The following is a 21,046-nucleotide window of genomic DNA, read 5'->3' on the forward strand; positions in this document are numbered from 1 at the left end:
GCAGGCTTTTTGTTTTTCGTGAGCCATCTGTTTAGTGGCTTGGCGCTTTGTAGAAATGGCTTTCTACCAAGCGCTGGGTAATCGCATGTTCTGGATTAGTAAGGACTTGGTTTGTCTCACCAAACTCAACGACTTCGCCTTCGTGCATTACCATCACTTTGTCGGTGATGTGTTTTACGATACCGATATGCTGAGACACGTACACAAACGACAAGCCCATCTCTTCTTGCAGCTCCAAGAACAAGTTGATGATCTGTGAGCGCATCGCCATATCCAAACCGTTTAGCGCTTCATCCGCCACAATGATTGATGGCTGAAGGATGAGTGCACGAGCCAAACAGACACGCTGTTTTTGACCAGCAGCAAGCATTTGAGGATAGAAGTAGGCGTGCTCCGGCAGAAGCCCCACGCGAAGCAACGTCTCTTTCACACGTTTCATTCGTGCATCGGGCGGCATGTTGGTGTTTCGTTTCAACGGACCTTCCAAGATTCGTCCAATTTGAATCCGAGGGTTCAATGACGTGTTTGGGTCTTGGAAAATCATGCGAATCAACTTACATCGCGTTGCGTAATCTTTGTGTTCTAAACGCTCACCATTGACTCGGATCTCACCAGAGCTCGGTTCAACAACGCCTGCGAGCATACGTGCAAGTGTTGATTTACCGGAGCCATTCTGGCCAATAAAGCCAATAGTTTGCCCCGGTTCTAGCGTAAAGCTCACGGGTTTAACCGCTTCATTAACTTGACGTCTGAACAGTCGAGAACGCGTGACAAACTGCTTCGATAAGTTATCGACTTCGAGTAACGCACTCATGACTTCTTCTCCGTGTTCAATGGAAAGTGACAGTTAAACTTATGGTTTTTAATGCGTCGCGTGTGTGGAATTTCAACACACTGTTTTTGCGCGTACGGACAACGTGGCCCTAATCGACAACCAATTGGCAGGTGCTGCAAAGGAGGGATAGACCCAGGTAGCGATTGCAGTTTCTGCTTGTGCGGTACCCAATCATTAAAATCTGGCATCGCTTTTAGCAGCGCGTCAGTGTAAGGGTGTTTAGGTGCTTCGATGATTTTGTCGGTGTCGGCAGATTCAACCGACTGACCACAGTACATGACGGTAATTCGGCTTGCCCATTGTGTGATGGTAGCCAAGTCGTGACCGATCAGCAAAATCGTAGTGTTGTTGAGCTGGTTCATTCGGCTCAACAAACGCAGAATCTGCGATTGAGTGATGGGGTCCAAGTCGTTAGTTGGTTCATCGGCAATCAACAATTTAGGTTTGGTTGCGATGGCCATGGCGATCATGACTTTTTGACATTCACCATCTGTTAGCTCGTACGGGTAGCTGCCCATCAAGCGTTTGTGATCTTTGATACCAACTTTGTGCAGTAGCGCAATGGCCTGTTTTTTACGCCATTTGAATCGCTCCCACCACTTGCCTTCAAAGGCGCGAGAGGGGATAGACTCAATTAACTGACGTCCTACTTCTTCGGAAGGGTCCAAACAGGTTGAGGGTTCTTGGAAGATCATCGCGATATCGCGGGCAATGACGCGTCGACGCTCTTTCGGCGTAAGCTGTAAAAGGTCGATGTTACCCAAGCGCATTCGGTCCGCAGTGATTCGCCAGTTGTCCTTACAAACCCCCACGATCGCTTTCGCAACTAAGCTTTTACCTGAGCCAGACTCGCCCACCAAGCCTCGGATTTCACCTTCGTTGAGCGTTAGGCTCATTCGGTCGACGGCTTTCACCATCCCTTGTGGTGTTTCGATCTCGATAGTCAGATGTCGAATATCTAATAACGGCATTATTCGATCCCCGCATTCAGCGCTTGGCGTACACCTTCACCTACTAAGTTTAAGATAATTACGGTGAACATGATGGTCAGACCCGGAAGCGTCACGGTCCATGGTGCGATGTAAATCAGCTCGACGGAATCACCCAAAATGGCTCCCCATTCGGTACTCGGCGCTTGAGCACCCAAGCCAAGAAATCCAAGAGCTGTAATATCCAAAATGGCCGCCGACAGAGCGAGAGTAATCTCTGCTGCAATGACGGTTAAAATGTTTGGAAGAATCGAGCTCCACAGCAAGTAGAAGTCATTTGCGCCATCTAGGCGGGCTGCCATGATGTAATCTTTTTCTACCTCAGTATGCACGGCAATATACACCGAGCGAATAAAACGTGGGATCAGGGCTAAACAAATCGCCAGCAAGATATTAAATTCACCAAAGCCAAGGAATGCCACAAAAATGATCGCGAGCAATAGCGATGGAATCGACATAACGGTATCGAGAAGGTGGTTCAAAGTGCTGGAAAGCAGACCTTTCGTCATCCCCGCCAGCACTCCGATAAAGCAACCTACGATGGTCGCAATCGCAGTAATGCCAACTGCTGCGCCAAAAGTCAGTTGAGAGCCCATGATCAAGCGCGACAGAATATCACGACCTAAGTCATCGGTTCCTAAAAAGTAATCGACAGTGCCCGCTGGTGCCCATGAAGGGGGAACGAGCAACTCGCCAGATTGTGCTTGTGGATCAAACGGGGCAAGCCACGGAGCTAAAATAGTGATCAATACAATCAAGCCTAAACACCACAAGCCAAACATCGCTAACCCGTTAGCGCGGTAACTACGCCAAAATCGCTCGAACTGAGTTGGAATGCGTTCTTCCTGATAAACGTTATTTGTTAGCATACCATTCCTTTCTCACCAGAGGGTTGATCATGGCGCCAATCAAGTCCGAAAGGATATTGGCAGTTAAAACGAGTGTCGCAAGCACCATTACTCCTGCTTGGATTGAGGCGTAATCTTGATTGGCAAGCGCATCCAGCAACCAGCGACCAATGCCCGGCCAGTTAAAGATCGACTCGGTGATGATCGCTAAAGTGATCATGCTAGATAGCTGAACCCCAACTTTTGGAATGATGGGCGGAATGGCGTTACGCATTACGTGCTGAGTGACGATCTCACGATTCGATAAACCTTTGATTCGGGCTGCGCGAATGTAGTTTTGGCTCATAACTTCTGCAACAGATGCACGCATCAAACCAACAACTTGAGTCGTAGGTGCTAACGCCAGAACCAAACACGGCAGAACCATATGCTCAATGACACTTTGCAGTGCATGAGCTCGGTATTCACCTTTCGCCATAAAGGCGTCAATAATGGCAAACCCAGTCACATGGTCGATTTCGTACAGCAAGTCATAGCGTCCAGCAACAGGGAAGATATGGTATTCCAACGAGAAGACCATGATCAGCAGTAGTGCCACCCAGAAAATCGGAGCAGAGTAACCCGACATCGAAAGAAACGAGATACCAGTGTCTAGCCACTTACCTTGCTTCATCCCTGCAATCGTACCAAGTGGGATACCGATTAAGAGCGAAACCAGAAAGGCGAAAAAGCACAATTCTAATGTGGCAGGAAAAACAACGGCGAGTTCGTCGTAAATCGCATTGCCGTTTTTGCTTAAACCAAAATCGAGCTGAGAAAGGTTAATTAAGTAGCTTTGCCAGCCAGACCAGAACTCCACATTTGCCCAATGTGAAAGCGGGTCAAGGCGCAGCAGAGAAAAGCCCACCAAAGTGAGAATCATCAAAGTGATGAAAAAGAGGTTAAATCGTCGAATGGTGTACCAAAACATCAGTGGATTCTCTCAACTCTATCAAACGGTTGGGCATTGAAAGGGCTCGATTTGAAGCCAGTTAATGACTTGTCGTGCACACGGAATTGAACCCCATGTGCCAACGGAATAACTGGAAACTCTTCATTCAAAATATTTTGCGCCTGACGATACAGGTTTAGGCGGTAACGTTGCTCTTGCGTCTCTAGCGCGAGATCCAGCAAAAAGTCGAAATCATCGTTACACCACATCGAAACGTTAAGGCCCACTCGGTCTGATTCGCACGATAGTAAAGGACGGAAGAAGTTATCCGGATCGCCTGTATCGCCAATCCAGCCAGTAAGGAGCAAGTCGATATCGTTGATGTTTTCAAGATCCACTCGCTCGAAACGGTCGTCGGTGAGCAGAGTCAGCTTAATGCCGATATCGGCGAAGTTCGCCTGAATGAGCTCAGCAGTTTTGCGTGGACTTGGGTTGAATGCTCTTGGCTCTAGCGGCACCCACATCGACAGTTTTAGACCATCTTCGTATCCTGCTTCACGAAGTAGAGCGAGAGCGTAATTTCGGTCATAACGAATTTTCGCACTGTCTTTTTGATACGCCCAAGAGTTCGGCGGCAGCAATGTATAAGCTAGGGTACCTGTACCGTAATAAACCGAATCCAAGATATTTTGACGATTGATCGCAAGGTTCAACGCTTGGCGGACTCTTGGGTCGCGAAGTGCTGGAGTCTCGGTATTAATCGCAATAAAGGAAACGTTATTTGCTGGTGTTGCCGTCAACTCAAGGTTTTCATCTTCTTGAATGATTGGGATCTGGCTAGAGATAGGTGAAGACAAAACATCGCATTCATTGCGCAGCAACTTAGCTAACGTGCCAGTACCACGGTGTGAAATGTCGAACACTACTTGTTCCATTTTCGCTGGCGAGTTCCAGTAGTTCGGGTGACGTTCCAAGCGAATCAAATCGTTTACTTGATACTCTTTGAGCTGGTAAGGCCCTGAACCAATAGGGAGTTGGTCGATTTGCTCTTTGTTGTCTTTTGCCGCCAATTGTTGACCGTATTCTGCTGACAGTATTACCGCATGGCTGGTGGCGATGTTTGCCAAGAATGAAAAGTTTGGTTGCGCGAGTTTAAACGTCACTGTGTAATCATCGACAGCAATCACATCTTGCAATAGATTTTGAAAATCTAAACCAGCAAACCATGGATAAAAACCACCACCAACTTGATGAAAAGGATGGTCTACATCAATGATTCGCTTAAAGCTGAATACCACGTCTTTTGAATTTAACGGGCGAGTCGGAGAGAACCACGGTGTCGTTTGGAACTGAACGCCATGTTTGAGCTTGAATGTGTACTCAGTACCTTCCTTGTTCACAGACCAACTTTCCGCAATGCTTGCAATAGGTTGGTGTGTTTTAGGATCAAGCGTGAGTAAGGTGTCGTACAACTGAGGGCTTAACGCCTCGGCTGTAATACCACTGTCTATAAGCTGAGGATTAAATGTTGTTGGTTTACCTTGCCCACAAAACACAAAACCTGCTTGGCGAATATCGTTGTGATCGATTTCTTCACCACAGGCAGTCAGTAAGCTAATACCAATAAGGCTCAGCGATAATCTTATAAAAGCATTCATAATATGAAATGTTCATTGGATTTTGCTTGTTTCATTTGATCTTACTCGTCCAGAGCTCACAAGCGAAAATGATCTCGCTAATTTAACACCTTTGTGAACTCGCTCCAAACACAAAATCTTTTGCTGGTAGGGTGTTAGATCAAAATACGATGTCTATTTAACACTGTAGCCCGAATTTTGCAGACATGAGTTGCGCTATCTATGGCTAGTGGTGTTTTTGGTTTTGTTAACTTTGTCCGACCAAACCGTACTTTCTGACCATACCTCGTAGCTGGTGATAGCTTAATCCCAGCAATTCGGCAGCTTGTCGTTGGTTGAATTTTGCTTCTTCCAAGGCACGATTGAGAAGATTGATATCTTGCTCCTCTTGCCACTGTTTGTAGTCGAGAGGAAAGTGGATCGAAGTCGTTTGAGACGAGGCTTCTTCTTGAGGATCTTCGTTTGCCGCAGTATGGCCAAGCGCATTGTTCCAACCAGTGGCAAAAGGGTTAAAAATCAGCTCATCAATCGGTTCTGCATTTAGTCCGTGTTGATAGATAGCGCGCTCAATTACGTTTTTTAGCTCACGCACATTACCTGGCCACGAGTAATCGAGCAGGGCTTGTTGCGCTTGATGAGTGAAACCAACGAAGTATTCGAGTTGCAACTCTCGACACATTTTCATTGCATAATGTTCGGCAAGCGACAGGATATCTTCTTTGCGCTCTCGCAGTGGTGGCAACATGATAACGTCAAAGGCTAGACGATCGAGCAAGTCGGCACGAAAGTCACCTTGCTCAGCCAGTCGTGGCAAATCTGCATTGGTAGCACACACTAAGCGCACATCCGCGTTAAGAGCGGTATGACCACCGACGCGTTCGTATTCACCGTATTCAATCACTCGCAGCAGCTTCTCTTGCACAAGTAACGGCGCAGTTGCCAACTCATCCAAGAACAAGGTGCCACCTTCCGCACGTTCAAAACGGCCTTTATGTTTGCCTTTTGAACCAGTGAACGAGCCGGATTCATGGCCGAACAACTCGGAGTCAATCAAACCTTCGCTTAAGGTCGCACAGTTGAGAGAAAGAAGTGGCTTATCCCAACGTTTTGATAAGTAATGCAAACGTTGAGCGATCAGTTCTTTACCGGTACCTCGCTCACCAATAATGAGGACGGGACGTTCAATTGGGGCGAGTTGTGATACTTTATCCAATACAGCGAGAAAAGCGGGAGATTCACCAATAAGGTTTTGCTTCATAAAATCCTTCTTATTTTTGCTACCTAGCCTAATTTAAGCGCAGAGTTGGTGAATTTTACCAACTGTTGGTGAAAAACATCATAGCATAACGGTGCATAACAACAAGGTGACTGATAACTTGTTGATTTTAATAGGTTATAAAAGTTGGCATGGTACTTGTTATATATTCAGGGAGACACAAGGTGAATCACCACCTTGTCGAGTTTTAATAGGAAAAAGAGGAGTTCCGTTATGGGTATTTTTTCTCGTTTTGCAGATATCGTTAACTCAAACATCAGTGCATTGCTAGACAAGGCGGAAGATCCTGAAAAAATGATCCGTCTTATCATTCAAGAAATGGAAGACACACTTGTAGAAGTGCGTACTAACTCGGCTAAAGCGATTGCAGACAAAAAAGAGCTGGCTCGTAAAGTTGAGATGCTAGAAGAGCAAATTGGCGAATGGGGTCAAAAAGCGAGCCTAGCGTTGGTTAAAGAGCGCGAAGATTTGGCGCGTGCAGCCCTAATTGAAAAGCAAAAACTTGAGCAAGTCGTAAAAGGTTTGCACACAGAGCAAACGCTGGTGGAAGAAACGATCAACAAGTTGACTGGTGAAATCGGTAAGCTTGAGAACAAAATCGCAGAAACACGTGCAAAGCAACAAGCACTAGCGATTCGTAATCAAACAGCGTCTAACCGTCGCGATGTTCAAAAGCATCTGCATACTAGCCGCACAAATGAAGCAATGGCGAAGTTCGATCAATATTCTCGTAAAATTGACGAAATGGAAGCGGAAGCCGATTTGTACGCTCAAACTGGGAATGCAAAATCGCTAGAGCAAGAGTTTGCCGAGCTTCAGGCTCAAGACGAAATTGAAAAAGAGTTGGCAAAACTGAAAGAACAGATGTCATCGCAAGATAAATAAGAGAGGAGCCATTTATGTCGGCATTTTTATTAGTAGGACCAGTGATTGTCTTTTTAATCTTTGTCGCTCCACTATGGCTCTTCTTACACTATCGCAGCAAACGCAAAACGGATAGTGCACTGTCGAGCCAAGACTTAGAGCGCCTTCAGGTACTGTCTGAAAAAGCGGAAGCGATGCAGTCTCGAGTTGATACACTGGAGCGCATCTTAGATGCTGAGTCACCAACATGGAGACGTAAGTATGAATAATCGAGAACTGTATCGTGATCCAGTAAATGGCAAAATCTCCGGTGTTTGTGCCGGATTTGCCAACTACTTTGGTGCAGAAGTTTGGTTGATTCGTATTGTAGTGATTTCTGCTGCCCTATTAGGTGGTACATTCTTAGTGGTGTTAGCGTATATCGCGATGGCATTTATGCTCGAAAAGCAACCCGTGAGATATTCTGAAAACATAAGAGAGCTGCAAGAGCATACGCTTAAAAGTAAGCCTTGGCAGAAAGGACAAAGTCCGGATCAATTACTCAGTGTTTTGGAAAGAGATTTTGACCGTCTTGATGGCAAAATCCGTAACATGGAAGCGTATGTGACGTCCGATACATTTAGGGTGAACCGAGAGTTCAGCAAACTCTAAACTTGATGCATCTATCAATGATTTAAATAAAGCAGGCGACAAGCCTGCTTTTTTATCACAAATTACTAATTTTTAAGCATAATTAATCTTTTGTGCTCTGGAAGTTAATTCATAATTCATCTACTTTAAATGTAATCACTTACTTTTTATGGATGAATGTGATGAGAAAACTGCTCATTCCGATAGCCGTCACGGCTGCATTGTCGGGTTGTGGTAAAGAGCTTCCACCAGTTCCTGAGCCAGAATCTCGCCCCGCAAAACTTTTTACTGTTTCTGTTGGCAACGCACAATTTGAACGCCATTTCCCCGCCACCACAGAAGCCGGTGACAGAGCTGTACTCGCATTTCGTGTCCCAGGGTTGCTTCAATCTATCGAAGTTAATGAAGGGCAAGTTGTTAAAAAAGGCGATGTGCTAGCAGTTCTTAACCCAGATGAATATTCCTTATTGGAAAAGCAAGCAAGAGCGAATTTTGCGTTAGCTGATGTTCAGTACAAGCGCTATAAAAAGCTGCGGAAAGACCAAGTGGTCTCTGAACAAGATTTTGATGAAGCGAAAGCTAATCATAACTCCGCTAAAGCGCAATGGGATCAAGCCAAAGCGAACTTGCGCTACACCCAACTCGTTGCTCCTTACGATGGCACAATTTCTTATCTTCCTGCCGAAAATCATGAATACGTTGCCGCCAAAGAAGGGGTAATGAACATTCAAACCAATCAGGTAATGAAGGTGATTTTTCAACTGCCTGACTATTTGCTCAACCGTTATACGCAAGGCGTGAATGTTTCAGCAAAAATGATATTCGATGCGTTTCCCGAACGCTCTTTCGATCTGACTTTCCAAGAAATTGACACCGAAGCCGACCCAAAAACGGGTAGCTATAAAGTGACGATGGTGATGGAAAGACCGCCAGAGCTAGGCATTCTTCCAGGTATGTCAGGCAATGCGTATCTCGTGTCACAAAACTCCGGAGCGACCAAAATTCCAGATTCTGCGCTCTTTGAAGAAAATGGAAAAACTTACGTTTGGCGCGTTGATGACCAAGGCGTGGTTGCGAAAGCCGACATTACGATGAATGACAATGGACAGATCTTGCAAGGGTTAGCGGATGGCGATCAAATCATTATCTCAGGCATTAACGTCATTGAGCCGGGAATCAAAGTCCGGGCTTGGGTGAAGGAGCGAGGGTTGTAGTATGAAAGGAATCATAACCTTAACCGCGATTTTCGCAGCGCTTACTTTGGCTGGTTGTGGTGAAAAAGGGCCAGAAAGAACCGTCGAAACCCCCAAAGTAAGAGTGGTTTCGCTAGAAGGCAATCGAGTTGATGACAATCTGTATTTTCCTGCTGTTGCGAACGCTGCGGACCGCTCTCATTTGAGTTTCCGTGTGGCGGGTGAAGTGAGTCGCGTCATGGTGCGAGAAGGGGATAAAGTGCAAAAAGGCGCTGTTATCGCCACCCTAGACCCAACGGATTATCAACTAGATGTCGATAATGCCGCGGCGAGGTTTTCTGTGGTCGACAGTCAATATCGCCGCTCTCGGCCTTTGGTGGATAAAGGTTTGTTGGCGAAGTCGCAGTTTGATGAAATTGCTGCGCAGCGCCAAATCGCTTTGGCGGAATTGGAACTCGCTAAGTTGCGTTTATCGTTCACCACATTAAAAGCGCCGGTTGATGGCATCATTTCTCGGGTCAATATTGATCAATTTGAGAATGTTCAAGTTGGGCAACATATCGTCAATATCCACAGTCTGGATCGCGTAGAAGTTTTGATCCAATTGCCAGATCGCTTGTACGTCAAACAGCCTCCTACAGAAGAAAGATTAACGGCAATTAATGCGGTGGTTCGTGTTCCTAGTGGCAACGAGTACAAGGCGACGGTTAAAGAGTTCACTACTGAGCCTGACCCAACCACGGGAACATTTACCGTGACGCTTTCTTTACCGATGCCAAAAGAGGAATACATCCTTGATGGTATGGCCGTTGAAGTGACCTCGAAAGATGAAAAAGTGGGTTTAGAGCTGAACGTTGGGATCAATGTGCCGATTGAGGCGATTTTCAATGCCGATGGTGACGAGCTTGGACGTGAGAACAAGTTTGTTTGGGTACTGAATGACGACAGTACCATTTCAAGAAAACAAATCCGAACCGGCAAAGCCTCTAAAACGTCGATTCAAGTGCTTGATGGATTAGCGCTTAACGACAAAGTGGTGGTTGCTGGCGTTTCGCGACTCAGAGATGGAATGAAAGTGGAAGTGGTTAAGCAGGAGGCTGGTTTATGAGCGAGCAAAATAAAGTGCCTCAAAGTGATGATGACGTAACGGGCATTGCGGCTTATTTCATTCGAAATCGCGTGATTAGTTGGATGGTGTCTTTGATCTTCTTGATTGGTGGTATTGCTGCCTTCTTCGGGTTGGGACGTTTAGAAGATCCGGCCTTTACCATCAAAGATGCGATGGTAGTGACGTCATACCCAGGTGCGACGCCGCAACAAGTGGAAGAAGAAGTGACGTACCCGCTGGAAAAAGCCATCCAGCAACTGACTTACGTTGACGAAGTGAACTCCATTTCCAACCGTGGTTTATCTCAGATCACCGTGACGATGAAAAACAACTATGGTCCCGATGATTTACCACAAATTTGGGATGAATTGCGTCGAAAAGTGAACGACTTAAAAGTCACCTTACCTCCAGGTGTTAATGAGCCTCAGGTTATTGATGACTTCGGTGATGTGTACGGCATCTTGTTGGCAGTGACAGGGGATGGCTACAGCTATAAAGAGTTGCTTGATTATGTCGACTACTTACGCCGTGAGCTTGAACTGGTCGATGGCGTCAGCAAGGTTTCTGTCTCTGGTCAGCAGCAAGAGCAAGTCTTTATTGAAGTTTCGATGAAGAAGCTCAGCAGTATTGGTTTGTCGCCAAATACGGTTTTTAACTTGCTGTCCACGCAAAATATTGTGTCCGATGCTGGCGCTATTCGTATTGGTGATGAGTACATTCGAATTCAGCCTACGGGTGAGTTCCAAAGCGTTGATGAGTTAGGGGATCTGTTGATCACCGAATCTGGCGCGCAAGGGCTTATTTTCCTCAAAGACGTAGCGGAGATTAAACGTGGCTATGTTGAAGTGCCGAGTAACATCATCAACTTTAATGGCAGCTTAGCGCTGAACGTTGGCGTGTCATTTGCTCAAGGTGTCAACGTGGTTGAAGTCGGTAAGGCCTTTGATCGTCGCCTTGCCGAGTTGAAGTATCAACAACCGGTTGGTGTCGAAATCTCAGAGATTTACAGCCAACCGAAAGAGGTAGATAAATCGGTCAGCGGCTTTGTGATCAGTTTGGCGCAGGCGGTTGGCATCGTAATTATTGTATTGCTGTTCTTTATGGGGCTGCGCTCGGGTCTATTGATAGGCCTGATCTTGCTACTCACGGTTTTAGGTACGTTCATCTTCATGAAATATCTCGCGATTGACTTGCAGCGCATCTCTCTGGGTGCGTTGGTTATCGCACTCGGTATGTTGGTGGATAATGCCATCGTGGTGGTGGAAGGGATATTAATCGGCACTCAAAAAGGGCGAACGCGATTACAAGCCGCGACGGATATCGTCACTCAAACCAAATGGCCGCTATTGGGTGCAACTGTAATTGCGGTAACGGCATTTGCGCCAATTGGTTTATCTGAGGACTCCACGGGTGAGTATTGTGGCACCTTGTTTACGGTGCTGCTGATTTCCCTCATGCTGAGTTGGTTTACCGCTATTTCTCTAACGCCGTTCTTTGCCGATATTTTCTTTAAGGGACAGAAAATCAAGCAAGGTGAAGGTGAGGAAAACGACCCATATAACGGCATTATTTTTGTGGCATATAAAAAGTTTTTAGAGTTCTGTATGCGTCGCGCGTGGTTAACGGTCGTGGTGTTGATTGTTGGGCTTGGTGCAAGTGTTTATGGGTTTACCTTGGTAAAACAATCGTTTTTCCCATCTTCAACCACGCCAATTTTCCAATTGGATGTGTGGCTACCGGAAGGTACAGATATTCGTGCGACTAACGATAAGCTAAAAGAACTGGAATCTTGGCTTGCTGAGCAAGAGCACGTTGATCACATCACAACAACTGCGGGTAAAGGTCTGCAACGCTTTATGCTGACGTATGCTCCGGAAAAAAGCTATGCCGCTTATGGTGAAATCACTACGCGAGTTGATAACTACGAAGCGCTTGCGCCGTTAATGGCACGGTTTAGGGATCACCTAAAAGCCAACTATCCAGAGATCAATTACAAGCTCAAACAGATTGAATTGGGCCCTGGTGGCGGCGCGAAAATTGAAGCGCGTATTATCGGCTCTGATCCAACGGTGCTTCGCACGATTGCGGCGCAAGTAATGGATATCATGTACGCCGATCCGGGCGCGACCAATATTCGCCACGATTGGCGTGAGCGTACTCAAGTGCTTGAGCCTCAGTTCAACGAAAGCCAAGCGCGTCGTTACGGTATCACTAAATCTGATGTGGATGATTTCTTGTCGATGTCGTTCTCGGGAATGACGATAGGTCTTTACCGTGACGGTACTACGTTGATGCCGATTGTGGCGCGTTTACCAGAAGACGAGCGTATCGATATTCGTAACATCGAAGGCATGAAAATTTGGAGCCCTGCGCAGAGTGAGTTTATCCCACTCCAGCAAGTCACAATGGGTTACGACATGCGTTGGGAAGACCCTATCATCGTGCGTAAGAACCGTAAGCGTATGCTTACTGTGATGGCGGACCCTGATATTCTCGGTGAAGAAACCGCATCGACGTTGCAAAAACGCCTACAACCGCAAATCGAAGCGATTCAAATGCCACCTGGCTATTCTCTAGAATGGGGTGGTGAGTACGAGTCTTCAGGTGATGCTCAAGAGTCTCTGTTCACAACGATGCCGATGGGCTACTTGTTCATGTTCTTGATCACCGTGTTCCTATTCAACTCGATTAAAGAACCGCTGATTGTTTGGCTCACCGTACCACTGGCATTGATTGGTGTCACCACCGGCTTGTTGGCACTCAATACGCCTTTTGGTTTTATGGCGTTGCTGGGCTTTTTGAGCTTATCCGGCATGGTACTCAAAAATGGCATTGTTCTGCTCGACCAAATTGAAATTGAGATGAAGTCGGGGAAAGAGGCGTATGACGCAGTGGTTGATGCGGCAGTCAGTCGTGTTCGCCCAGTGTGTATGGCAGCAATTACAACCATTTTGGGTATGATTCCTCTTCTACCTGATATCTTCTTTAAACCGATGGCGGTAACGATTATGTTTGGTTTAGGTTTTGCCACCATCCTGACACTTATTGTCGTGCCAGTGTTGTATCGTCTGTTCCATAAAGTGTCGGTGCCGAAATAGGCTTAATGTAAAGTAACGATGTAAAGTTCAGCGCCTCTAGCTGGTGAGTTAGAGGCGCTTTTTATAAGGACGAAAAATGACAGAACACAAAACGTGCGCGTGGGCGATGAACCACCCTCTAGAGCGCGAATATCACGATGCAGAGTGGGGCGTTCCGGTTTATGACGACAAAGTGTTGTTCGAATTTATTACGTTGGAAGGTGCGCAAGCGGGATTGAGTTGGATTACGATTCTGAAAAAACGTGAAGGATACCGAGAAGCGTTTGAAAACTATGATTTGGACGCGTTGGAACAGAGAAACGAAGAGCGCGCCGAGTTCATCGTCGAAAACTTCGATGTAGTGAAGCATCGCGGCAAAATCAATTCGGTATTTAGCAACGCTAAAGCAGCCAAAGCACTTATTGCTGAATATGGCAGCTTATCAGCGGCGTTGTGGCAGTTTGTCGATGGCAAGCCTGTGGTAAATCAGTGGCATGAAATGAGTGACGTACCTGCTTCGACAGAACAGTCCAAAGCCATGAGCAAGTTTCTCAAAAAGAAAGGCTTTAAGTTTGTCGGTGAAACCATCTGTTATGCCTTTATGCAAGCCGTTGGCATGGTGGATGACCACATCGTTGGATGCCCTAAAAAACAAAACCAGTAACGTTTCGTTTATATAATTGTTCAGTTTATACAGCTAGTTCTGGCTGTCATGAATACGTTCCAAGGCTTCGATACGGCGCCATTGAGTTGTCTCGAAGCTTTGCTTCCTTAAGTTGGCAATTTCTAACTGCTTCTCTTCGCTGTCCAAAATTTCATCATCAAGAATATCCGCACGTTTTTCTAGGTAATTTGTTAGCTCTGTTTCAAACGTCGCTCGTTGTTCATCCAATTTTTGCAGCCTTTGCGCGCCTTCTTCTCCTACCAACTCGACGCGAGCAAGATACTTATCCTGTGAACTGAGTAATGCTGTTTGGTCGAGTTGCCTCGTTAAGGCATTGTTGCGTTCACTTTGCTGGATGTACTCAGGTTGTTCAGATAACGCTTGGTTGAGTAGTAGTTGCTGAGAATCAGAGTCTTGCTCGTACGTTTTAATCACCAGTTTCTCTATTGCGAGTTGGCGTAGTCGATTTTCTTCATCAAATAGTTGGGAAATTTGTTGATCGTTAAAGTATTCAAGTTGCAAATTTAGAATGGCTTCATTCAGCCGTTGCAGTTGGCTTAATGACAACGTCGTATCTTCAAGTGGTTCTAATTTAGAAAGCGCCCGTTTGTACGCGAGATAGGTTTGAAACAACTCAACATCAATGCCTAGTGAGTTTTGCTGCGAGATACTTTCTTCAATATTTTCTTGGATTTCTTCAAGGCTATGTTCTCCCAAGCTGCTCAATGAGAACTCAAAAAAGTCTTTCTGAGAGGAGAGGTCGATAGTAGTGTCATGTTGCGATTGAGCCATCTTGGATTGTGGTGAGTCCGATACGTAGAGGGAAGCCGCTCCCACACCGAGAAGCAAAAGAATGGGCACAACGATAAGAGCGACTTTCTTCATGGGGAATTCCTGTTACAGACCTTGCAGTTTCAAACGATTCGCATGCTGGCGATACAGCGTGACGGGGTCGGTTTCAAAAAGATGGTGGATACCGAGTAAACCGTTAATTTCGTCCAAGTGATTCATTTTGTAATCATCACGAATAACTTTTCCTAAATGAGTGCTGCATGCGCCAACGAGCCCATCGTTTGGCCCATCGAATGCCAAGCCGAGTACCATTATGGCTGCGTCTGTCGGATCGAAAACGTTGGAAAAAGTGGATGATCCGGTCCATGAGTAGTAATACACGCCGTTGGGAGCCAGCAAATCACCGTCGCCACATTCGCTGGTTGGAATGCCTTCAGGGTAGTGTTGGTTAAAAGCTAACGAGCCTTCCGTCGTTAATGCGGCTAACGAAGCCAGTGGATCTTGATCAAGATCTGAACCACCCGAAAGCAGATTGATCAGAGTGGTTAATCCCTGCGCGAGTTTAACGGCCAACTGTTCTGTCCCCGATCCTTCTGGAACAGTGCCACGTACTAAGTCTGCGACTTTTGAGCCTTTGTTGACTCCGCCGATACTGGTGACAGAAGCCACTAAATCAGGGCGTACAGAGGCTACATAACGCGCTGTTGGGCCACCATGGCTGTGACCGATGAGGTTCACTTTGCTAGCACCTGTGGCGGCGAGTAAGGTTTCGACTTGAGAAAGAAGCTGCTCACCGCGGGCTTCGCTACTGTTTGTCGCAGAAACTTGTGCCACATAAACTGTAGCGCCATCTTTGGTTAATGAGTGAGGGATACCAAAGAAATAATCCACGCCAGCCAGCGAGTCAAAGCCGAATAAACCATGAACCAACACAATGGGGTATTTGGTTTGCGTATAGCCAGTGGCGGTGTTGGCTGAAGCAATCGGCAGGGTAATTAGAGTAAAAAGCAACACTGCTATGAGTTTGAGTTTCAAAGTTATCTCCTTGTGGTATGACCTCTTATGAGTGATAAAAGGTAGGAGACAAATTGAGAAGATGGGAAGTCTTCATGAAGCACATATTTTTATTCTGTGATTGCTCAAATGAAAAACAACACAAATGATGAACATTGAAGGAGAGTAAGATGGGAGGCGGTAGATATCCCAGTTATTTCATTGACTTATAAAAAAGCCCTGCTGAGCAGGGCGATAACATGAGTTATTTCAGAGAGACTTCTTTTTCAAGCACTAGGGCGTTGTATCGAGCAAATCCGGCTTCTAAATCGGCGATTAAGTCTTCAATATCTTCCAAGCCTACATGAATACGAATCAGAGTGCCTTCAAAGTTCGGATTGGCGACCGTGCGTAAGCTGTTAAAGCTGCGAGGTTCGTTAGCCAAAATCAAACTCTCATAACCACCCCAAGAGTAACCCATGCTGAAGTGTTTCATGCCATCAAGCAAAGCTGTGGTCGCTTTTGGATACGAGGTTTTCAGCACAAATGAGAACAAGCCATTGCCGCCAGTAAAGTCACGCTCAAAGAACTCATGACCAGGGCAAGTATCTAGGGCAGGGTGACGAACATGATCCACTTCAGGGCGGTTTGCCAACCACTGTGCGACTTTCAAACTGTTTTCAGCATGCTGGCGTAAGCGAACATCCAAAGTGCGAATACCTCGTAGGCCAAGGTAAGCGTCATCAGGAGAAACGCATTGACCCATCAGGTAGCTTTGTTCGCGAAGCTGATCCCAGTATTTCTCAGACGCCACTGCGGTGCCGAGCATGACGTCAGAGTGTCCAACGATGTACTTTGTCGCCGCTTGAATAGAAATGTCCACGCCATGCTCGAAAGGTGAGAAGTTCACGCCTGCGCCCCACGTGTTATCGAGCATCACAATGATATCGTGCTCGTGAGCGATGCGTGCCATGGTTGGAACGTCTTGAACTTCCATCGTGATTGACCCCGGCGATTCAAGAAACAGTATTTTGGTGTTTGGTTGAATCAAATCACGAATGTTTTCGCCGATCATCGGATCGTAGTAAGTGGTTTCTACGCCCATCTTTTTCATTATCACGTTGCAGAAATCACGTGTTGGTTCGTAACACGTATCAACCATCAAAATATGGTCGCCAGCTTCGACGAAAGAAAGGATCGCGTTAGAAATGGCTGCCGTTCCACAAGGGTAAAGAGCACAACCCGCGCCGCCTTCGATCTCGACCATTGCGTCTTGAAAAGCAAAGTGAGTGTTAGTGCCACGACGTCCGTAAAACAGCGTTTTGTTTGCGCGGTTTATTGCGGCTTGGTTTTTCTCTGCAACAGTATTAAAAACGACAGTAGAAGCGCGTTGTACTGGTGGGTTTACCACGCCGTTGGTCCACTTCTTATCGCGGCCTGCGGTAATGAGTTTGGTCTTTTTGCCCTCTGACATAAATATTCCCTGTCTTAAATATTACAATTTGGATTATTTAAAACATGGACGACATAGGGTTTGCAAGGGAAAAGTCACATATCGACCAATAACCGTTTGGATTGAACGTTTAGAGCGCCGTGTGGTAGCGATGATTACATGAGATGTATTGGGGAACGCACAGAATAGTCGATGCGAAAAATAAGACGCAGATAAAATAAACCTCCAGCATGGACTTTCATTACTGGAGGTTTGAACTGAAATGGTTGCTGATTTAGAGCAATGGGTTGAAGAGGTAGAACACACGCTCAAGGAAACGAGAATAAAGGCTACGTTTTTCCCACTCGTCCAAAACGACAGGATGAGATTGCTTGATATAGCCATCTTGCAACCATGACAATTGCTTGGTGAACTCTTCATCGTCGACAGCCAGAGTGACTTCAAAGTTCAGCCACAGGCTACGCATGTCCATATTCACCGTACCAACCAAACAAAACTGGTCGTCGATAACGACCGATTTGGTGTGCAGCAAGCCACCATAGAACTCGTAAATTTTCACGCCAGCGGCCAAAAGTTCGCTGTAGAAAGCGCGCGATGCCCACTGAACCATAAGTGAGTCATTTTTGTGCGGTATGATCAGCTCAACATCAATACCGCGCTGCGCCGTCATTTTTAACGTCTCAAGCAAGTCTGTATTAGGTACAAAATACGGTGTTGTGATTCGTACCGAACGATTGGCTTGGTTAATTGCCAAAGTAAGCACTTGATAAATCAAATACTCTGGCATGCCGGGGCCAGATGGAACCACCTGAATCGGATGTTGGTATTTGCTGTTGTCAATTTTGCACTCCGGCAACTTCGGCAAATAACGTTCGCCCGTTTCTACTTCCCAGTCCCAGCAGTGAATCGCACTCAGCACGTTTACGGTTGGCCCTGTAACTCGCACCATGATATCGATCCAACGCCCAACGCCGCTGCTCTGTTTAAAGTATGCAGGATCGACAAGGTTCATTGACCCTGTATAGGCGATTTCATCATCAATGACGATGATTTTACGGTGCTGGCGAAGATCAAGACGACGTAAGAACATACGCCACATCTTCACTTCGAGCGCCTGAATAACCTCGATACCCGAATCTTTCATCATTTTGTACCAAGGACTTCTGAAGAAGCGTGGGCTACCCGCAGAGTCCAATAGCAGCTTCACATCCACACCACGTTTAGATGCTTGGATAAGAGCGGATGCTACCGAATCGGCCAAGCCGCCTGGGTGCCAAATGTAGAACACCATTCGAATGCTCGTTTTGGCATTCTCGATGTCTTCGATGATGGAGTGCAGAATTTCATCAGGAGATTGTTGCAACGACAGAGTATTCCCGCTCAAAGCAGGTAGCCCAAGACGGTTGTTACACAGTTCATCGATGCGGTAGATATGGCGACCCATGGTTTCAGGCATGTGCGCGTGGCAATCGTTGAGTTGACTAAACCACTTGGCAAAAGGGGTAAACATCTCTTTTGCTCGTTCAGCTCGTTTTCTGCCTAAGTTCAGCTCACCAAATAGGAAATAGCACGCGACGCCAAGCACGGGAAGGATATAGATGATCATTAGCCAAGCTAAAGACACGCTCACCGCACGACGCTTCAAAACAACGCGTAAAGTAACACCAGCAACTAAGAACCAATACAGTCCAATGCCAGTAAGAGTAAGAAAATGATAGAACTTGTCCATATACGCTCAAAGTAATATGCCCATCTAGGATATTAAGCATAAAAGTGGGTTGGGGGAACAGATTTCCCAATGAGAAGTGGGATTGACCCTACATGAGGAACAAATTTCATAACAGGTGATTCTGTTATTTTAATGTGAAAAATAAGGCTATTCTTTAACTTTTGAACAAAAAAGCAGCATTTAACGTGCGTAATACTACACTTGTGCGATAAATGTACTTTTTGGGGTTCCAATTCTAATAGGGAACTGCTTTACTTGCTATACATAGAGCGTCGAACAAACTTCTTATAAGTGTATATAAATATTTACACAAACATTTTAGACGCCTATCTCTATGCATACACAACACAACAAATCTTTGGAGAATAAGCGTGGCTACAACTAATACAGCAGCACCACGTGATACGTGGGGGTCTAAATTAGGCTTCGTAATGGCAGCAGCGGGTTCCGCTGTTGGTTTGGGTAACATCTGGAAGTTCCCGTACACAGCAGGTGAGAGTGGCGGCGGTGCGTTCGTTGCGATCTACCTTTTCTTTGTTATTTTTATCGGCTTTAGCGTCATGCTTACTGAGTTCGCTATTGGTCGTAAGACAGGTCTATCAGCAGTAGGCGCATTTAAATCCACTGACCGACGCTGGACGTTCACTGGCGTAATTGGTGTATTTAGTGGGTTACTTATCATGGGTTTTTACCCAGTCGTAGGTGGTTGGGCGTTAGCGTACATTTTTAAAGTCGGTGGTGGTCTACTAAGCACGCCGGAGGCAATCGGTGACAGCTTTGGTGGTTTCATTTCTGATCCGCTACAACCGCTGTTCTGGATGGGGGTGTACCTTTTCCTTAACGTACTGATCGTAATGAAAGGTATTTCTGGCGGTATCGAAAAAGCGGGTAAAGTTCTTATGCCGCTGCTGTTTGTCATCTTGATCATCGTATCGGTGAAAGGTTTGATGCTTCCAGGTGCGATGGCAGGCCTTGAATTCTTGTTCATGCCAGACTTCTCAAAAGTAGACAGTAACGTGGTACTTGCAGCATTAGGTCAGGCGTTCTTCTCATTGAGTCTTGGTATGGGCTGTATGATGACTTATGGCTCTTACTTGAAGAAGAAAGAAAACCTCGTTCAAACAACAGGTATGGTTACGGCAATGGATACCGGCGTAGCGATCCTTGCTGGTGTCGCGATGTTCCCTGCAATGTTTGCTTTCGGCATGGAGCCAGCTGCAGGCCCAGGTCTGGTGTTCGTCGTTGTCCCTCAATTATTCGCGGAAATGGGCGGTGTGATTGGTTTGCTACTTGCGCTTCTGTTCTTCATCGGATTAACGGTAGCGGCGCTTACCTCTTCGGTTTCATTGTTAGAAGTAGTGGTTTCTTACCTTATCGATGAGAAAGGCATGAAACGTTCTAACGCAGTAGTTTCAGCAAGTGTCGTGATGGCATCACTTTGTGTCTTTGCATCGCTTTCGCTAGGCGGTATGGGACCAACGCTATTTGGTACCGGTGCATTCGATATCTTCGACCTACTGACAGATAAAATCTTCCTAGCGGTTGGGGGTATGTTGGTATGTATCTTTGCTGGCTGGCGCTTAAATCGTGCAGAGCTTGAAAAAGAAATCACGAATGATGGCGAAGTATCATTCCCACTATTTGGCTTATGGTACAACCTCGTTAAATACGTCATTCCGGTAGCGATTGCTATTGTTGCCTTCATGGGCATTAAGTCTGGCTTCGATAGCGGCAAAGGCGAAATCATGGTTTTAGGTATCGCGATTATTGGTTTTGCAGGATTACTTTCGAAGAAACTGTAAACAGCTTAAAAAGATAAAGAAAAGCGGGGGCTTAGTAAGGCTCCCGCTTTTTTTGTGTCTGTAGGATAAGACTGACATTTTTAGATTAATTGTGTCTTTTTATAAAACTTTAATTGCAATGTGATGTTTGTCACATAAAATGCGCAACCACTGCAAAGGGGTGTCTATCGTCCCGAAATAATTCATGTGCAGATTGATACAGCAATGTCTGCACAGAACATAATT

General features: G+C 46.0%; 18 protein-coding genes. 8 read left to right on the forward strand and 10 right to left on the reverse strand.

Going from position 1 to position 21,046, the window contains the following annotated elements; all coding sequences use genetic code 11:
* Nucleotides 1-31: 31 nt before the first annotated feature.
* From OU793_RS02655 to pspF, 6 genes are all read right to left on the reverse strand, one after another.
* Nucleotides 32-814, reverse strand: coding sequence for an ATP-binding cassette domain-containing protein (locus tag OU793_RS02655; RefSeq protein WP_005462331.1), 783 nt, complete (start codon nt 812-814; stop codon nt 32-34).
* Nucleotides 811-1,806, reverse strand: a complete 996-nt coding sequence (locus OU793_RS02660) for an oligopeptide/dipeptide ABC transporter ATP-binding protein (protein WP_005462378.1) — start codon at nt 1,804-1,806, stop codon at nt 811-813. The genes OU793_RS02655 and OU793_RS02660 overlap by 4 nt, the downstream gene beginning before the upstream one ends.
* On the reverse strand, nt 1,806-2,693 hold the full coding sequence (locus OU793_RS02665) for an ABC transporter permease subunit (protein WP_005462338.1): 888 nt from the start codon (nt 2,691-2,693) through the stop codon (nt 1,806-1,808). Before OU793_RS02665 ends, OU793_RS02660 begins: the two co-directional genes overlap by 1 nt.
* A complete protein-coding gene (locus OU793_RS02670; RefSeq protein ID WP_005462367.1) occupies nt 2,680-3,642 on the reverse strand; it encodes an ABC transporter permease subunit in 963 nt (320 codons plus the stop codon). Before OU793_RS02670 ends, OU793_RS02665 begins: the two co-directional genes overlap by 14 nt.
* Nucleotides 3,642-5,261 (reverse strand): ABC transporter substrate-binding protein SapA, encoded by a 1,620-nt coding sequence (gene sapA, locus OU793_RS02675; protein WP_005462340.1) that lies wholly within the window; start codon nt 5,259-5,261, stop codon nt 3,642-3,644. The genes OU793_RS02670 and sapA overlap by 1 nt, the downstream gene beginning before the upstream one ends.
* Nucleotides 5,262-5,487: 226 nt before the next feature.
* The gene (gene pspF, locus OU793_RS02680) at nt 5,488-6,498 is read right to left on the reverse strand and encodes a phage shock protein operon transcriptional activator (protein ID WP_005495684.1); all 1,011 of its coding nucleotides are present in this window, start codon (nt 6,496-6,498) and stop codon (nt 5,488-5,490) included.
* A gap of 231 nt (nt 6,499-6,729) precedes the next feature.
* Between pspF and pspA the strand changes: the two genes are divergently transcribed.
* The 7 genes from pspA to OU793_RS02715 all read left to right on the forward strand — a co-directional run bounded on the left by pspA (nt 6,730) and on the right by OU793_RS02715 (nt 14,052).
* A complete protein-coding gene (gene pspA, locus OU793_RS02685) occupies nt 6,730-7,401 on the forward strand; it encodes a phage shock protein PspA (protein WP_005462360.1) in 672 nt (223 codons plus the stop codon).
* A gap of 14 nt (nt 7,402-7,415) precedes the next feature.
* Nucleotides 7,416-7,649, forward strand: a complete 234-nt coding sequence (gene pspB, locus OU793_RS02690) for an envelope stress response membrane protein PspB (protein WP_015296543.1) — start codon at nt 7,416-7,418, stop codon at nt 7,647-7,649.
* Entirely contained in the window at nt 7,642-8,031 is a 390-nt protein-coding gene (gene pspC / locus OU793_RS02695) for an envelope stress response membrane protein PspC (RefSeq protein ID WP_180793934.1), read from the forward strand. The genes pspB and pspC overlap by 8 nt, the downstream gene beginning before the upstream one ends.
* 161 nt (nt 8,032-8,192) lie before the next feature.
* Entirely contained in the window at nt 8,193-9,224 is a 1,032-nt protein-coding gene (gene vmeG / locus OU793_RS02700) for an efflux RND transporter periplasmic adaptor subunit VmeG (RefSeq protein WP_005462329.1), read from the forward strand.
* 1 nt (nt 9,225) lies between these two features.
* Nucleotides 9,226-10,311: an efflux RND transporter periplasmic adaptor subunit VmeH gene (vmeH, locus tag OU793_RS02705; protein WP_021449266.1), complete on the forward strand. Its 1,086-nt coding sequence runs from the start codon at nt 9,226-9,228 to the stop codon at nt 10,309-10,311.
* The gene (vmeI, locus tag OU793_RS02710; RefSeq protein ID WP_005462306.1) at nt 10,308-13,409 is read left to right on the forward strand and encodes an efflux RND transporter permease subunit VmeI; all 3,102 of its coding nucleotides are present in this window, start codon (nt 10,308-10,310) and stop codon (nt 13,407-13,409) included. The genes vmeH and vmeI overlap by 4 nt, the downstream gene beginning before the upstream one ends.
* Before the next feature lie 76 nt (nt 13,410-13,485).
* Nucleotides 13,486-14,052 carry a DNA-3-methyladenine glycosylase I gene (locus OU793_RS02715; protein WP_025555803.1) on the forward strand — a complete coding sequence of 189 codons (567 nt, stop codon included), beginning with the start codon at nt 13,486-13,488 and terminating at the stop codon, nt 14,050-14,052.
* A gap of 33 nt (nt 14,053-14,085) precedes the next feature.
* On the opposite strand, the gene OU793_RS02720 is transcribed toward OU793_RS02715, so the two are convergent.
* From OU793_RS02720 to cls, 4 genes are all read right to left on the reverse strand, one after another.
* A complete protein-coding gene (locus OU793_RS02720; RefSeq protein ID WP_140103962.1) occupies nt 14,086-14,937 on the reverse strand; it encodes a lipase secretion chaperone in 852 nt (283 codons plus the stop codon).
* 12 nt (nt 14,938-14,949) lie between these two features.
* Nucleotides 14,950-15,879, reverse strand: coding sequence for a triacylglycerol lipase (locus OU793_RS02725; protein WP_029832852.1), 930 nt, complete (start codon nt 15,877-15,879; stop codon nt 14,950-14,952).
* 223 nt (nt 15,880-16,102) lie between these two features.
* Nucleotides 16,103-17,311 carry a cystathionine beta-lyase gene (locus OU793_RS02730; protein WP_140103963.1) on the reverse strand — a complete coding sequence of 403 codons (1,209 nt, stop codon included), beginning with the start codon at nt 17,309-17,311 and terminating at the stop codon, nt 16,103-16,105.
* Nucleotides 17,312-17,564: 253 nt separating this feature from the next.
* Complete coding sequence (gene cls / locus OU793_RS02735) at nt 17,565-19,019, reverse strand: cardiolipin synthase (RefSeq protein WP_005462347.1); 1,455 nt, start codon at nt 19,017-19,019, stop codon at nt 17,565-17,567.
* A gap of 371 nt (nt 19,020-19,390) precedes the next feature.
* Between cls and OU793_RS02740 the strand changes: the two genes are divergently transcribed.
* The gene (locus tag OU793_RS02740) at nt 19,391-20,821 is read left to right on the forward strand and encodes a sodium-dependent transporter (protein ID WP_024702722.1); all 1,431 of its coding nucleotides are present in this window, start codon (nt 19,391-19,393) and stop codon (nt 20,819-20,821) included.
* Nucleotides 20,822-21,046 lie beyond the last annotated feature (225 nt).

Source organism: Vibrio sp. VP6, assembly GCF_028823755.1.
Classification (GTDB): domain Bacteria; phylum Pseudomonadota; class Gammaproteobacteria; order Enterobacterales; family Vibrionaceae; genus Vibrio; species Vibrio parahaemolyticus.

Excerpts from the sequence above, each read along its gene's own strand:
- OU793_RS02655 (WP_005462331.1), bottom strand. The coding sequence starts at position 814 with ATGAGTGCGTTACTCGAAGTCGATAACTTATCGAAGCAGTTTGTCACG.
- OU793_RS02660 (WP_005462378.1), bottom strand. The coding sequence starts at position 1,806 with ATGCCGTTATTAGATATTCGACATCTGACTATCGAGATCGAAACACCA.
- OU793_RS02665 (WP_005462338.1), bottom strand. The coding sequence starts at position 2,693 with ATGCTAACAAATAACGTTTATCAGGAAGAACGCATTCCAACTCAGTTC.
- OU793_RS02670 (WP_005462367.1), bottom strand. The coding sequence starts at position 3,642 with ATGTTTTGGTACACCATTCGACGATTTAACCTCTTTTTCATCACTTTG.
- sapA (WP_005462340.1), bottom strand. The coding sequence starts at position 5,261 with ATGAATGCTTTTATAAGATTATCGCTGAGCCTTATTGGTATTAGCTTA.
- pspF (WP_005495684.1), bottom strand. The coding sequence starts at position 6,498 with ATGAAGCAAAACCTTATTGGTGAATCTCCCGCTTTTCTCGCTGTATTG.
- pspA (WP_005462360.1), top strand. The coding sequence starts at position 6,730 with ATGGGTATTTTTTCTCGTTTTGCAGATATCGTTAACTCAAACATCAGT.
- pspB (WP_015296543.1), top strand. The coding sequence starts at position 7,416 with ATGTCGGCATTTTTATTAGTAGGACCAGTGATTGTCTTTTTAATCTTT.
- pspC (WP_180793934.1), top strand. The coding sequence starts at position 7,642 with ATGAATAATCGAGAACTGTATCGTGATCCAGTAAATGGCAAAATCTCC.
- vmeG (WP_005462329.1), top strand. The coding sequence starts at position 8,193 with ATGAGAAAACTGCTCATTCCGATAGCCGTCACGGCTGCATTGTCGGGT.
- vmeH (WP_021449266.1), top strand. The coding sequence starts at position 9,226 with ATGAAAGGAATCATAACCTTAACCGCGATTTTCGCAGCGCTTACTTTG.
- vmeI (WP_005462306.1), top strand. The coding sequence starts at position 10,308 with ATGAGCGAGCAAAATAAAGTGCCTCAAAGTGATGATGACGTAACGGGC.
- OU793_RS02715 (WP_025555803.1), top strand. The coding sequence starts at position 13,486 with ATGACAGAACACAAAACGTGCGCGTGGGCGATGAACCACCCTCTAGAG.
- OU793_RS02720 (WP_140103962.1), bottom strand. The coding sequence starts at position 14,937 with ATGAAGAAAGTCGCTCTTATCGTTGTGCCCATTCTTTTGCTTCTCGGT.
- OU793_RS02730 (WP_140103963.1), bottom strand. The coding sequence starts at position 17,311 with ATGTCAGAGGGCAAAAAGACCAAACTCATTACCGCAGGCCGCGATAAG.
- cls (WP_005462347.1), bottom strand. The coding sequence starts at position 19,019 with ATGGACAAGTTCTATCATTTTCTTACTCTTACTGGCATTGGACTGTAT.